The sequence below is a fragment of the Halomonas sp. DP5Y7-2 genome, assembly GCF_019802025.1.
Classification (GTDB): domain Bacteria; phylum Pseudomonadota; class Gammaproteobacteria; order Pseudomonadales; family Halomonadaceae; genus Halomonas; species Halomonas litopenaei_A.
Map to the genome: position 1 here is coordinate 26,464 of NZ_JAHVHY010000005.1, position 12,210 is coordinate 38,673.

The 12,210-nt window shown below is 54.7% G+C and carries 13 protein-coding genes and 3 tRNA genes; 5 read left to right on the forward strand and 11 right to left on the reverse strand.

The features are described 5' to 3' along the window. The first annotated feature begins 156 nt into the window (after positions 1 to 156). From uvrC to KUW18_RS09935, 5 genes are all read left to right on the forward strand, one after another. Positions 157 to 1,971: an excinuclease ABC subunit UvrC gene (gene uvrC, locus KUW18_RS09915; protein ID WP_206944760.1), complete on the forward strand. Its 1,815-nt coding sequence runs from the start codon at positions 157 to 159 to the stop codon at positions 1,969 to 1,971. A gap of 94 nt (positions 1,972 to 2,065) precedes the next feature. After that, complete coding sequence (gene pgsA / locus KUW18_RS09920) at positions 2,066 to 2,614, forward strand: CDP-diacylglycerol--glycerol-3-phosphate 3-phosphatidyltransferase (protein WP_206944553.1); 549 nt, start codon at positions 2,066 to 2,068, stop codon at positions 2,612 to 2,614. 70 nt (positions 2,615 to 2,684) lie between these two features. After that, positions 2,685 to 2,759, forward strand: a tRNA-Gly gene (locus KUW18_RS09925). A 25-nt stretch (positions 2,760 to 2,784) separates the two neighbouring features. Continuing rightward, positions 2,785 to 2,858 (forward strand) — tRNA-Cys (locus tag KUW18_RS09930). A gap of 105 nt (positions 2,859 to 2,963) precedes the next feature. Next, positions 2,964 to 3,050: transfer RNA gene (locus tag KUW18_RS09935), tRNA-Leu, on the forward strand. A 6-nt stretch (positions 3,051 to 3,056) separates the two neighbouring features. Here the strand turns inward: KUW18_RS09935 and KUW18_RS09940 are convergent. The 11 genes from KUW18_RS09940 to KUW18_RS09985 all read right to left on the reverse strand — a co-directional run bounded on the left by KUW18_RS09940 (position 3,057) and on the right by KUW18_RS09985 (position 12,206). Next, positions 3,057 to 3,899 carry a tyrosine-type recombinase/integrase gene (locus KUW18_RS09940; RefSeq protein WP_222561306.1) on the reverse strand — a complete coding sequence of 281 codons (843 nt, stop codon included), beginning with the start codon at positions 3,897 to 3,899 and terminating at the stop codon, positions 3,057 to 3,059. A 50-nt stretch (positions 3,900 to 3,949) separates the two neighbouring features. Next, on the reverse strand, positions 3,950 to 4,273 hold the full coding sequence (locus tag KUW18_RS09945; protein ID WP_222561307.1) for a helix-turn-helix domain-containing protein: 324 nt from the start codon (positions 4,271 to 4,273) through the stop codon (positions 3,950 to 3,952). A gap of 457 nt (positions 4,274 to 4,730) precedes the next feature. Next, entirely contained in the window at positions 4,731 to 5,081 is a 351-nt protein-coding gene (locus KUW18_RS09950; RefSeq protein WP_222561308.1) for a hypothetical protein, read from the reverse strand. A gap of 116 nt (positions 5,082 to 5,197) precedes the next feature. Continuing rightward, positions 5,198 to 5,323: a hypothetical protein gene (locus tag KUW18_RS19775; protein WP_261396612.1), complete on the reverse strand. Its 126-nt coding sequence runs from the start codon at positions 5,321 to 5,323 to the stop codon at positions 5,198 to 5,200. A 510-nt stretch (positions 5,324 to 5,833) separates the two neighbouring features. After that, positions 5,834 to 6,799, reverse strand: a complete 966-nt coding sequence (locus KUW18_RS09955; RefSeq protein ID WP_222561309.1) for a DNA-methyltransferase — start codon at positions 6,797 to 6,799, stop codon at positions 5,834 to 5,836. Then, positions 6,796 to 8,505 (reverse strand): DGQHR domain-containing protein, encoded by a 1,710-nt coding sequence (locus KUW18_RS09960; RefSeq protein WP_222561310.1) that lies wholly within the window; start codon positions 8,503 to 8,505, stop codon positions 6,796 to 6,798. The genes KUW18_RS09955 and KUW18_RS09960 overlap by 4 nt, the downstream gene beginning before the upstream one ends. 385 nt (positions 8,506 to 8,890) lie before the next feature. Continuing rightward, positions 8,891 to 9,049, reverse strand: coding sequence for a hypothetical protein (locus tag KUW18_RS09965; RefSeq protein ID WP_222561311.1), 159 nt, complete (start codon positions 9,047 to 9,049; stop codon positions 8,891 to 8,893). 201 nt (positions 9,050 to 9,250) lie between these two features. Then, a complete protein-coding gene (locus KUW18_RS09970; protein WP_222561312.1) occupies positions 9,251 to 9,661 on the reverse strand; it encodes a hypothetical protein in 411 nt (136 codons plus the stop codon). A gap of 42 nt (positions 9,662 to 9,703) precedes the next feature. Further along, entirely contained in the window at positions 9,704 to 11,254 is a 1,551-nt protein-coding gene (locus KUW18_RS09975) for a YqaJ viral recombinase family protein (protein ID WP_222561313.1), read from the reverse strand. Beyond that, positions 11,251 to 11,991, reverse strand: coding sequence for a recombinase RecT (locus KUW18_RS09980; protein WP_222561314.1), 741 nt, complete (start codon positions 11,989 to 11,991; stop codon positions 11,251 to 11,253). Before KUW18_RS09980 ends, KUW18_RS09975 begins: the two co-directional genes overlap by 4 nt. Before the next feature lie 68 nt (positions 11,992 to 12,059). Continuing rightward, positions 12,060 to 12,206 carry a hypothetical protein gene (locus KUW18_RS09985; RefSeq protein WP_222561315.1) on the reverse strand — a complete coding sequence of 49 codons (147 nt, stop codon included), beginning with the start codon at positions 12,204 to 12,206 and terminating at the stop codon, positions 12,060 to 12,062. Positions 12,207 to 12,210: the final 4 nt, after the last annotated feature.

Consider the following 12,210-nt stretch of genomic DNA (forward strand, 5'->3'; position numbering starts at 1 on the left):
TCTAGCTTATAGCACCTTTCGTTTCCTTAAGGCGTGTACCTGGATTCTTGCCCACCTGCACCGACAACCTGGTGCGCAGCAATTGACGCAGCATGTTCATTGCTCTGGTAGCATGGCTCGACGATGCTACGCCAACGGAACACGCCACGCTCGCCTATGACCTTCGACGCTCGACGCTTTCTTGAGACGGTCAGTGAATCGCCCGGTATCTACCGGATGTACGATGACCAGTCCAACACCCTGTACATTGGCAAGGCTCGTCGTCTCAAGCCTCGTCTCGCCAGCTATTTCCGCGGCGCCTTGAATGCCAAGACACAGGCGCTGGTGAGCCGCATCCACGATATACAGGTCACGGTCACCAACAGCGAGACCGAAGCCCTGCTGCTCGAGCAGACCCTGATCAAGCAGCTGCGCCCGCCGTACAACATCCTGCTGCGTGACGACAAGTCGTATCCTTTTGTGTTTGTCAGCGATCGACACCCCTATCCCGCACTGGAATACAAGCGCGCCCGCACGCGCCACGAGGACGGGCGGTATTTCGGGCCCTATCCGAGCAGCAATGCGGTACGCGATACCTTGTCCTTGATGCAGAAGGTCTTTCGCATCCGCAATTGCGAGGACAGTGTCTTCGCCCACCGTACTCGTCCCTGTCTGCAGTACCAGATCCAGCGCTGCAGTGCTCCCTGTGTCGACTACATCAGCGAAGAGGACTATCGCCGCGATATCGAGCATGCCATTCAGTGCCTGGAGGGACGCAGCGAGGCGGTCAGCAAGGAGCTGACCGAGGAAATGGAAGCCGCCAGTGAGGCACTGAATTTCGAGGAGGCCGCGCGCCTGAGAGACCAGCTTCAGGACCTTCGCCGCCTGCAGCAGCGCCAGGTCGTGGATACTGGCAGCGGCGACGCTGATGCCTTTGCGCTGGCATCACAGCCCGGCGCGCTGTGCATCTCCGTGCTGTCTATTCGACAGGGGCGCCTGCTGGGCGCGCGCCACTACAGTCCCACCAACAACCTGGACCTGGGGGAAGCGCAGCTGCTGGGCGACTTCGTCAGCCAGTACTATCTCGGACAGGCCAGGGAAATCCCTTCTGACGTGCTGACCAGTCACCCGGTACCGGATGCGGAGCTGATCGCCAGCGCGCTCAGCGAAAATGCTGGGCGACGCATTCGCCTGACCGACAAGGTGCGTGGTCATCGCGCACAGTGGCGGGAGCTGGCCAGGACCAACGCTGAGCAGCAGCTGGCGGGACAGCTAGCGAATCAGACCCAGCTGGCCAAGCGCTTTGAAGACTTGCGCCAGGCACTCGACCTTGAACACACCCCCCAGCGGCTTGAGTGCTTTGACATCAGCCACAGCCACGGCGAAGCGACGGTGGCCTCCTGCGTTGTCTTCGACCAGGACGGACCGCGCAAGAGCGACTATCGCCGATTCAACATCAAGAACATCGCGCCAGGGGATGACTATGCGGCGATGCAGCAGGCGTTGACCCGGCGCTTCAAGCGCCTGGCGGAAGGCGAAGGGGTGCTCCCCGATATTCTGGTAGTGGACGGCGGCAAGGGTCAGCTCAACATGGCACGGGACGTGCTCGCTGACCTCGGCGTTACCCAGGTCCAGCTACTCGGCGTCGCCAAGGGCACCACCCGCAAGGCCGGGCTTGAAACGCTGTACGTCGATACTGTCGATCGCAGCCTGGCGCTGCCCCCCACCTCGCCCGGTCTTCATCTGATCCAGCATATCCGCGATGAATCTCATCGCTTCGCCATCGCCGGTCACCGGGCAAAACGCGACAAGGCCAGGCGCACCTCAACCCTGCAGGATATCCCCGGCGTCGGGCCCAAACGCCGCCGCGAGCTCCTGCGCTTCTTCGGCGGACTGCAAGGCATCAAGCAGGCCACCAAGGATGAGCTGGCTCGCGTCCCTGGCATCAGCGCGACCATGGCCGACACAATTCACCGCGCTCTGCATGGATGAGTTGAGGTATCGCGGATAGAATGGACCACCCTGACGGGGCACCGCGCATCCCCGACCCCTATTACAGCACCCTCCAGCAAGGACAGCGGTATCCATGAACATTCCCAACATTCTGACCCTGGCACGCATCGTCTTCATTCCTCTGCTGGTGGTACTTTTCTACCTCCCCTTCGAATCCAGCATGCTGGTCGCTGCGGCGCTCTTCGGGCTGGCCTCGGTGACCGACTGGCTGGACGGTTATCTGGCACGCAAGTGGGATCAATCCACGCCCTTCGGCGCCTTCCTCGACCCCGTGGCCGACAAGCTGATGGTGGCGGTGGCGCTGGCCCTGCTGATCGAGCGCTATGACGCAGCCTGGCTGACACTTCCCGCCCTGGTGATCATCGGGCGAGAGATCGTCATCTCGGCCCTGCGTGAATGGATGGCGGAGATGGGCAAGCGGGGCTCAGTGGCCGTTTCATGGATCGGCAAGGTCAAGACCACGCTGCAGATGGTGGCGCTGCTGTTGCTGCTGGCCTTCCCGCCTGGACACCTGATCGCAGAGGCGGGCGTCGCAACCCTCTACGCTGCCGCCATCCTGACCCTGTGGTCGATGATCCAGTACCTGCGGGCCGCTTGGCCCCATCTGGCTCGCTCGCTCTGATAAAAACATCGACTCGAGGAAAAGCGTTTGACAGTCACCGACTTATCCGTATAATACGTCCTCGAGTCAGGCGGGAATAGCTCAGTGGTAGAGCACAACCTTGCCAAGGTTGGGGTCGCGAGTTCGAATCTCGTTTCCCGCTCCATCAACAGACGATGGTTGACTCTTGAGGCTGGATGGCAGAGTGGTTATGCAGCGGACTGCAACTCCGTGTACGCCGGTTCGATTCCGACTCCAGCCTCCATCTTTTCTTTTCAGACCCCCATGCTCTGGAAAGTCTGATGGTTGCCCTGCCGCACCAGGTACAACGGCACCCCTCCTCTATTGCCACATGGCTGGCGATCTTGTTGCCCGGATGGCGAAATTGGTAGACGCAAGGGACTTAAAATCCCTCGGTGGCAACACCGTGCCGGTTCGAGCCCGGCTCCGGGCACCAGTAATATCAATGCCTTACGCGACCTAGTCCCTCGGCGCCCTCCTCAGTGGTCGCAATTTGGTCGCAAAGCTTCGGCAACCTGCCCGCCACATGATCCAGACGCGAGTCGAACATATGCGCGTAGCGACTGGTCACCACCAAGCTGCTGTGGCCCAGTAACGCCTGCACCGTCGTCATCACTTCCCCTGCCTCAGCCAGTAGGCTGGCATAGGTATGGCGAAGGTCATGAAAGCGCAGATCGTCACGCCTGATAGCCCGTCGCGCAGCTTCAAAAGCCCTCCTCAGTTGGTGAGGGTCAGATGCAAACGGAAGATTGGCCACCAAGGCCGCACCGTCTTCCGGGAGCGGCACCACCCGAGCCTTGCCGCTTTTGGTCTGCCCTGGTCGCAGCAGTATGCGACCACCTTGGATGTTGCCTGGTTCCAGCGACAGAAGTTCGCCGCGGCGCAGCCCAGTCAAAGCAGCCAACGTGATGATTCGCCGCTCCTCCGGGCAATCCTCTGGCACCGCCTCAACCAAGCGCCGAATGTCTCCCGCAGTCAGGTAGACATGACGCTCGTTTTTCGGAGTAGGCTTGCGCAACTTGCCGTCCAGCGGCTGATCCAGCCAATCCCACTCCCGATACGCAAGGCTCAGCACTCGCTTGACCACCTGGGTTCGGTTATTGATCGTGCTTTGGCTGAGCCGCCTCTTACGCATATCCTTCTGCATCGCCCGGGCGGCATCCAGCACCTCATGACCAAGAAGCACGTCCGGTGCGTTCTCGTCGAACCAGCGGGCGACTGCACGAATGCTCGCGCCCTGGCTGTTCGTGTCATACTCCTCGACCCAGCGCAGAAGACCCTCCATGAAGGTTCTTCGCTCCTGCCTTCCCATGAGGCCATTGAATTGTGCCTCGTTCAGTTCAGCCTCTCGCTTCGTTGCGAACTGCTTTGCTTCCTTTTCCGTGACAAACGTTCGCTGATATCTGCCGCGCTCACCCGACTCGGTGACGATCCACCTTCTCCGAGATGCGCGGTATCGAACCGTGATACCCATCTTTGTTGCTCCCCTCGTGAGGGGCCGCGCTTGCAGCTCTCAATGTAAGCGTCGACCGCCTCTCGCTCAAACCTAACGTTGCCGCCCAGGGCGACATAGCCAATCAGGTGCTTGATCGCATAGACCTTGCGCTCACTGATGGCCAAGAGTTCCGCCACCTCGCTCGGCGGCATCAGAGGTGTCATGATCAAGCTCTCCTTTACGGCACAAGAAAGCCGCCTCAGTGGGCGGCGGTTAATGTGTGTATTCGCGTTCGAGTATCCGTCTTGCTCCGGGTGGCCAAGGACCTCTCAGTGGCGGCGACCATGTTCGCTTCACGATATCCTCGATCTGTCTTTGCGTGCTGAAGGGCACGACGCAGCTCTGACTGTTGCCCATCACACACCTCCCGGCTTCGGCGCCACTGCATGTGCGTCTCGCCACCGCCTCGTCGCCGTCACAAGGTGACCAAGGGTGAGAACGTCCAACATGTCGGCGGTCGCTTCGACCGGCACGCACTGACACGGCTCGTCCGGCGTCGGTATTCGGGGGCCGATCACGGCAAAACAGTCTTCGTCGACCCCGGCAAAGTCCACTCCGTTCCAGTGCCATGCCACACAGTTCTCATAGGAGTGCTCTTTCACCCAGTCGCCCCCGTCCTGCCTACTCATTGACACCTCCCTCGGCCTGCTGACGGTATCCCTGCTCCTGTGCATTCAGGTACTCAATTACTGGATTACAGGGGTCGATCATTGCTTCCAGGTCGACTATCGACCTGTGCAGCGCCTCAGCCTTCATCCGCGCATCGCGGCGGGCGAGAATGTCTTGCGGCTGATTCATGGCAATGCGGCGAGCTTCGGCCATAGCCTCTGCTTCGCCGAAGGTGGCGACTAACGGCCGAAGCACGACCCCAAACACAGCATCCAATTGTGCCGCCAGCGCATCCCTCACGGCTTGCACCTGCTCAAGCCGCTTCCTCAGTCCATCCAACGTCGCCTCGTTTGTTGTCGTCATCACCCCCCCCCTTCTCACATCTGTGGCTGGTGTCGTATCGCGCCCCGCCGCAGCGGCTGCATTGCAATGTGGCAATCACCTACCCTCCAGCGCTTTCTCCAGTTTGCCGACCATCGTCATGGCAGGTTGTCGCCTGCCCACTCCAGCGCCGCTCTGACGTCCTCGCGCAGCCGCCAAAGCTTCCGCTCCAGCACTCGCTCTCGTACGCTCTTGCCATCTGGATCCAGCTCACCCTCTGGCATCCTGGCTCTCTCGATGCACGTTTCTCCTGCTCTCTATACGCCCGCCTCGCCTCTCGCAGGACTAGCGCTCCACCGGCCATGACCAGCAGACCGAGAATGATGGCTGCGATCATACTGTCACCAGGTGATCGCCGGCATAGGTTCGTATGGCGGCCTCGAGATTTTCGACCCAGGCCTGGGCCGCGTGATTCCGCTACGCGAGAGCGGCCTCGTAAGCTTTCATTGTGTCGGCATCGTGTTAATTTCGTCAGTGCTTGGGTGGCGTTAAACGACCGAAAATAACATGGTTTCCAAGTTGACGCGGATCAAAAATGACTGGCTTTCTAGCCTGGGTCGCATGGTTCTTATCTTCCATCAGGGGACCGAATAATGTTGTGATTCATGCGGTACCGAGCTCAGGAAAGTGCTTGTTGCAATGCCTGATACGTTCCGTATTCTACACTGTAGCCTCCACGAAAAAGCCGCCCAAGGGGCGGCTAGAAAATCAGTGTCCGTATGATGAAATATCTCTTACATGAAAGTTGACTCCATTGTATTAATTAGGTAGTCAGAAATTTCGTCGTGAGTGGCATATCCTTCTGGGGCAGTTGCCACCTTGGTAGTTGACTTGGGGGTATGCACTTCCTTGGCCCAAGGTCGAATCTTTACATTCTTTTCCGATGCCTGTTTTAATCGTTCTTCAGCAATATTGTTGTACTTTTCTTCAATTTCAGATCCAATGTATTTTCTTCCTTCTATCAAGCTCGCAACGCCAGTTGTTCCACTTCCTGAAAAGGGATCCAGAACAATGTCGCCAGTGGTAGTTAAAGCTCGAATAAAAATTTGTGGTAGAGCTACCGGAAATTGGCAAGGATGCTCTGTTTTTTCAACATGCCGAGACTTGACATTCGGTATATTCCATACATCGCCAGGGTTTTTCCCCAAGGGGTTTCCACTGGGTTGACCTTTCTTTGCACCTCTAGAAGAAGTTTTTCCTGGGTACTTTTGAGGAACCCTCACCGCATCTAGGTTGAATGAATACTCTTTCCCTTTAGTGAACCACATAATCGTTTCGTGCCTACCACTGAATCGGTTAGAGCAATGGAGGCCATGGCCAAATGTCCAAATGATTCTGTTGCGAAGAAGTAAGTCCTCATGTTTCAGTGACTCACTGAAAACCAAAGAATCTAAGGGAGTGCTGACTCCATTTTTAACATGCATGCCGACTTGCCAGCACATACTTCCGCCAGGTTTTAGTATTCTCACCAGCTCTGGTAGCAACATGCTGTGAGTTATTATGAAATCTTTTAAATCAGACGTTGATTCATACTCCTTTCCTATACAGTAAGGAGGAGAAGAAAAAACAAGGTCTACAGAGTTAGAAGGGAGTTTGCCAAGTAAGTCAAAGCAATCTCCTTGCAATAATGCAGCTTGCTGAGCACCATGAAAAATCTCAGATACGACAGCATCTGCGTTCGTGCTTTTGATGTTGCTCATTTTTCCTCAGCGTCTTCTTCTTTTGGGACATCTATGTGTGATTCATAAATGCTTTTCCCAAGTTTGGCCCATGTGCTAGATGTATGTTCCCTAATCATTTCTATGTCTATATCTTTAAAAGATCTGTTATAGTCTGGCTTTGTTATCGTTCCGTCCGCACTAACACGTACATAGCCATCTTCGATAGCATGTCTTAGACAGATTATCATCCCATTGATGAAAGTGGGGGATAATAGGCCTTGATTACGACCAGCCTTGGCTACCCATAGCTTTCCATCTATGTTTTCTCTGACACCATGAAGTATTTCATTTAGTTCACTAGTACAAAATTCAATATAATCGTTAAGATTTTCTTCTGTTACATCTTCGTGTTTGTAGCTTTTCCAAAGCTTAAAAAGGCTGTTTGCTCCTTTCGACTCTAGACAAGCTACTGGAACCAAACCAAAGTCGACTATTGATGACGTTCTTACCTTGTTTGAAGCATCGAACGAACTTTTCCGCAGCTGATTTTTCAAAGCTCCCTTAGTTGCCAGCCTTTCAATAATTGATTTTGCAATTGCGGCAGGTGATAGAGGCTCTACTATTAGCTCTATATCTTGCCTTAGTTCTTTGGGCACACGGGACTGAGTGCCATTTATTTTCAGGAAAAGCTCTGCCTCAAATCTTACTCTTTTTTCTTCATTGTAGTCTTTAGGGAAAATTATACCTGTCACTAGTAGATTTTGTCTGGGCCGAATTTTCCGAACAGTCTTATCGAATTCGTCATTACCTTCATAGTAAGAAAAAATTCTGTGCTGTCCATCAATAATTCCGACAGTACCAAGCTCTTCAGGTAGGCTGATCTTGGCGTTGATTACTTCAGTTATTGTAGACAAGTCAACCGTCTCATCTCTCCCATCAATACTTTTGTGAACCATAGTGTTGGAAGGGAGAGTGACTATAACGTTATTGACGTACACTTTCTTATCTGAGGACAAGTGATTGCGCATCTCTTGGAGCTTCGTTCCCTTTATAACTCTTTGATAAGAAATGTCAGGATGGACCCATCCTTCTCTCCTTAAAACATATGATCGTGAGATAAGAGATTCCGGGTCTGCGTAAAAAGATGCAACGTAGAAGCCTTCTGGGTAATTGGACTGTTTTCCAGAAAGTATGAAGGCGTCAAAATAGTGATGCGCCCTATTGTTTGGTCTGCCTGCAATTTTGTTTCTTCCAATATCTTTCAATTCAATCTTCAAAAATTTGAAAACTTCAAATCTGGCAGATTTCTCAATAGATTTCACGGTGGATTCAAAATACCTGAATGACTCTCTGCTCATCAAAGAAAATGGTTCGAGGGATTGGGAATCATCAATATCTTTTACGCTAGAGTAATATAGGTGCCTAAATTCAAGATCATCTTTGTGGAATTCACTTTCGTCCAAGAATTTTTTAAATTCTTTGTTTTTAGAACCGTATACTTCTAAAAACTCATCGTAAGATTTTCTGATGGCTTGATGAAACAGCTTCTTTTTGGGAAGGTGCTTACTTGCAGAGTCTTTCCCGGTTGTCTCCTCGCAAAGGACTATGAGGTTCTGGTATACATAGATGCAGTCTATTTCCCCTTGCTGAGCAGTTAGAGTGAAATGAATGCCATCAGACTGTATCTTGCTAAACCCACAACTCAAAAAAATACTATCTAAGTGATTGTTGCTGCTCGCGTTCATCATTCCCTGCCTAGTTCTGCGGATTTTTATATACTTTGGTTTTATTTTTTGAAAAGGCTTGCATTATACCGCAATTTTTAGCTGTAGTCTAAGGGTTAAAGAGCATTTTTCTATTTGTGTTTTTTTATTGCCTCTTAGTGCTCGGGGTTTTCACAGACATACAAAGCTCTGTTGTTTGTTTATATAGATATCTATTAATATGGCTAGAGTTTATTTGTTTTTGAAAATCGGTGTCTTTATATATTTTTTGACTACCTAAAACAGAAGTTTTTCTGAAATATCCTGCCATGAGTACAGGTCTGTATCTTAGCTGGATATTTCGCTACACGATATCCTGACATATTGATCTCCTCGAAGCGCTCGTTTTCACTGGCCTTGTAGGACTTCAGTGGAGTATCTTAGAACGACTTGGCGGTGAGGTACTCCCGTTAGGTATCTCGTCGCCCTGCTCATTGATGAAGATTCCTTGCTCGATGACCTCCTGGTTATTGAGACAACCGACTATGGCGACTTCGCGGCCGTCAGAAAGAAATTTGGTTTCCATGATGGTGATCCTCCAGTTGGTTGATACCCCATCTCCGAGAGGTGGCCGGCCCGCCCTGCCGCCCACTGCTGAGCAGTGAGCTCGCCCGCGCTCAGCACGGGTGGAGCTGAGGAGACGGCGGCCAGCGGGCTGACTCCGTTTTGAGACACGGTGGCCTGGCCTCGTCCCGGTCATTGGCGCCACCGGGCACGGCGCGTTTATTCATGCCGCCCGCTTGATCCGCAGGCGCATTCGATAGGCGTTGCTGGCTTGGCGACGGGCCGCGTTGATGCTGGCCTGGAACTGGACTGAGGCGGGCATCAGCTTGACCCGGTTATTGATGCTGGAATAACAGGTCGATATGCCCTGAAGTCGCAGGTAGCTGACGACCTGACGAATGGACATGCACTGGACCTCGATGCAGTCCTGAACCGTTCGATCGATGTCCGTCCAGTCACGCCGACGCCACGCCCCTTGGCGAATGGGATCGGTAAACCCACTGCGCCTGGCTAGACCGCATACCTGTTCACGCCCAAGCCCCAACTCTGTTGCGATGTCCTGGTAGGTGGCGCCCTCATCGAGACGGCGCTTCACATACTGCTTTTCCGTCGTCTTCCATTGGTGCTGTTCCATACCGCCTCCCACAAAAAAGGCCCTGGTGTGGGGCCTGTTTGCTCAAGCGGCACGAAGATGCTCCATGGCATCGTCATAACCGCTCCAGTTATCGACGCCGGCTGCCTCAAGTGCGTCCAGCTTGTCGCGGGCAGCCAGTAGCGCCTCGTACTCTTTGCGGGAGATCGTGACGGTCTCTGGCTGAGCGATATCACTGCCTCGCTTGAAGCTGTCGGCTGCTGCATTCAAGCGGCTGGTGTCGATCGGTGGCCGATAGCCAGGGTCGCCCTTGCTCGGGCTGTGGGTCTGGATGGCTGGCTCGTGCTCAACCTGCTGCCGCTTCGCCTCCGCCTCCTTGTGCTCGGCAACGCGCGCCTTGATGGTTGCCACCAGATCATCAGGAGCCTTCGAGATCAGCTCTTTCCAATCCGCGAACAAGAACCCGTACTCACCTTGCTCCTGCTTGAGTAAGTCGACGTTGCTATTAAGCTGCTGAGCGAGCTGCTGGCACTCAACCTTGGCCCGGGCAACCTCGTCATCGGCTGCAGACTGCAGGGTAGCGATGGTCTTCTTGCCCTTCATGGCGCCGGCGACATTGAGGCTGTGCTGGGGCTCCACCGGGCAATCCAGTTTTGCCAAGAAGTCGTCAAAGGCCTGGTGCGCCTTCTGCTGGATCTCTAGTCGGCGGTTCTCTTTCTCGGCCTTTACCAGCTTGTCGAGATGCAGGCGCTTCTGGCGCATTGTCTCGCGCAACTCATCAATGGTGCTGAACAAATCCGAGATGCTTGCCGTCTGTTCCAGGGCGGCCTGCTTGCTGGCCTCTAGCTGTTTCTCCCCCTTCTGCAAAAACTTCACTGTCTCGGCGGCATCAGCGAAGTGCTGATCGGTAGTCAGCTTGGTGCGGATGCCTTCGATCATGGCCATCGCCCGAGCCTTGAAGTCGGGCAAGTTACTTGCCTGAACTGCCCCGGTAAGGTCGATCTTGAGCGCAGGCAGTGCTTTTGGCGCCTCGCCCTGGGGCGCGACAACCTGCTCGGTAGGCTGATAGGCCTCGAGGTCTGCTCTGAACTGCTCCCAACCAGCAACAAGCTGACTGGCATGGAAATCATCGAGTGTGACCCAAGTGCTGACAGTGTTTTCCTCTGTGCCGTCCGTGACCATGTAGAGCCACTTTTCTGCACCGCTCACCACCAGCTGCTGAATTACCTGCCAGTAGTCCTCTTGCGGCACCTCCCCCGAACTCACGACCTCAGCCTTCGCAGCGTTCCACTGTTTACACTCCCAGCCGACGTCCTCAAGCATCGTGATGCCATCGAACGAGGCCAGCAGAGCGCCGTCATCAGACACTGCAGTGACCGGGTACAGCTCCTCGCCAACGATGCGCTCCGCGATGGGGCGAGCCGAGGCCTCGATGCGGTGGCCCTTGTCGAGCACGTTCTTCTGGAACCACGCACTGAACTCCTGCTCTGAGCCGGTAGCCTTCATGTGCAGCAGCTCGTTGCGCTTCACGTTCTTCGAGCAGGCCATCATGATTGAGGCTTCGCTGGCAGTGAAATACCGGGAACGGTAGGCGCACCACTCGTCGCTACCCTGAACCAATTCGATGATCTTCATGCTGCTACCTCCAAGATCTGCTGTTTCTGTTCCTCGCTCAGCTCGGCTTTGCTACTGACCATATTGATGATCTGCTCAGGAGTGCGCTTGCCGGCTTCGATGGCGTCTCGCCACTTCGGGAAGTTCGCGTTAAAGGAGTCGGCGGGATAATGCTCAAGCGCTGGTCGTGCCGACTCGCTGGCTGCCGGATTGATTTCCCGCTCGATAGGAATGTCCTGAGCCTCCTCGACGGTGATCAGGCCGCCCAGGGCGTCGGCGAACTTGTCTCGCAACGCATAGCCGCGGGCGCGCCACATGAGCATCCGCTTGGGGTAGTTCTGCCAGGGGCCTTGCTTGCCCCATAGGGCGGCCTTCTCTGCATCAGCCTTGCTAAACGACACGGTATGGCGTGTGTCATCGCCCTTTCGCCAGACAGAGCAGGTGGCCGTCATAGTGGCGTCGTCAAAAGATTCTTCGTGACCACCAAATTTCGGGTGGCTCTGCACGAGAGCCAACAAGGCATCACCGTAGATGGCTGGCTTGCCATTGATGACCGCGATGTTCTGCAGTGACTGGATGGGATTGAGGCCAAGCTCAGAGCCCATCATCATCGCGACCAGAGTGTCTTGGGGCTTGTTCTGGTAGGTCTTCGGGACCATTTGGCTAGATGACAGCATTTCAGCCATCTGCATGGCCTCCTGCATGCTTGTAGGCTGCAAAGCAAAGCCGCCGCCCCTGGGTCGTGTAATTGCATTCATACTGCTACCCTCTCCTCGATACTGTTGGTATCCGCCCCAGTCCGACCGCCATCGGCTGGGGCTTCTCGTCAGTCAACCCCGTGATGAATCGTCCCGGTGGACTGGATCATCGACCGCATGGCGTCATAGCCGTGGCGGTGTCCGAATTCCTGGTCGATCGGCTGACTGCTGCAACCAGACAAGGCCAGGACGGTGATCAAAATCATTGCGCGCATGCTT

Excerpts from the sequence above, each read along its gene's own strand:
- KUW18_RS09960 (WP_222561310.1), bottom strand. The coding sequence starts at position 8,505 with ATGAACGCGAGCAGCAACAATCACTTAGATAGTATTTTTTTGAGTTGT.
- KUW18_RS09965 (WP_222561311.1), bottom strand. The coding sequence starts at position 9,049 with ATGGAAACCAAATTTCTTTCTGACGGCCGCGAAGTCGCCATAGTCGGT.
- KUW18_RS09945 (WP_222561307.1), bottom strand. The coding sequence starts at position 4,273 with ATGACACCTCTGATGCCGCCGAGCGAGGTGGCGGAACTCTTGGCCATC.
- KUW18_RS09980 (WP_222561314.1), bottom strand. The coding sequence starts at position 11,991 with ATGAATGCAATTACACGACCCAGGGGCGGCGGCTTTGCTTTGCAGCCT.
- uvrC (WP_206944760.1), top strand. The coding sequence starts at position 157 with ATGACCTTCGACGCTCGACGCTTTCTTGAGACGGTCAGTGAATCGCCC.
- pgsA (WP_206944553.1), top strand. The coding sequence starts at position 2,066 with ATGAACATTCCCAACATTCTGACCCTGGCACGCATCGTCTTCATTCCT.
- KUW18_RS09940 (WP_222561306.1), bottom strand. The coding sequence starts at position 3,899 with ATGGAGGGTCTTCTGCGCTGGGTCGAGGAGTATGACACGAACAGCCAG.
- KUW18_RS09975 (WP_222561313.1), bottom strand. The coding sequence starts at position 11,254 with ATGAAGATCATCGAATTGGTTCAGGGTAGCGACGAGTGGTGCGCCTAC.
- KUW18_RS09950 (WP_222561308.1), bottom strand. The coding sequence starts at position 5,081 with ATGACGACAACAAACGAGGCGACGTTGGATGGACTGAGGAAGCGGCTT.
- KUW18_RS09985 (WP_222561315.1), bottom strand. The coding sequence starts at position 12,206 with ATGCGCGCAATGATTTTGATCACCGTCCTGGCCTTGTCTGGTTGCAGC.
- KUW18_RS09970 (WP_222561312.1), bottom strand. The coding sequence starts at position 9,661 with ATGGAACAGCACCAATGGAAGACGACGGAAAAGCAGTATGTGAAGCGC.
- KUW18_RS19775 (WP_261396612.1), bottom strand. The coding sequence starts at position 5,323 with ATGCCAGAGGGTGAGCTGGATCCAGATGGCAAGAGCGTACGAGAGCGA.
- KUW18_RS09955 (WP_222561309.1), bottom strand. The coding sequence starts at position 6,799 with ATGAGCAACATCAAAAGCACGAACGCAGATGCTGTCGTATCTGAGATT.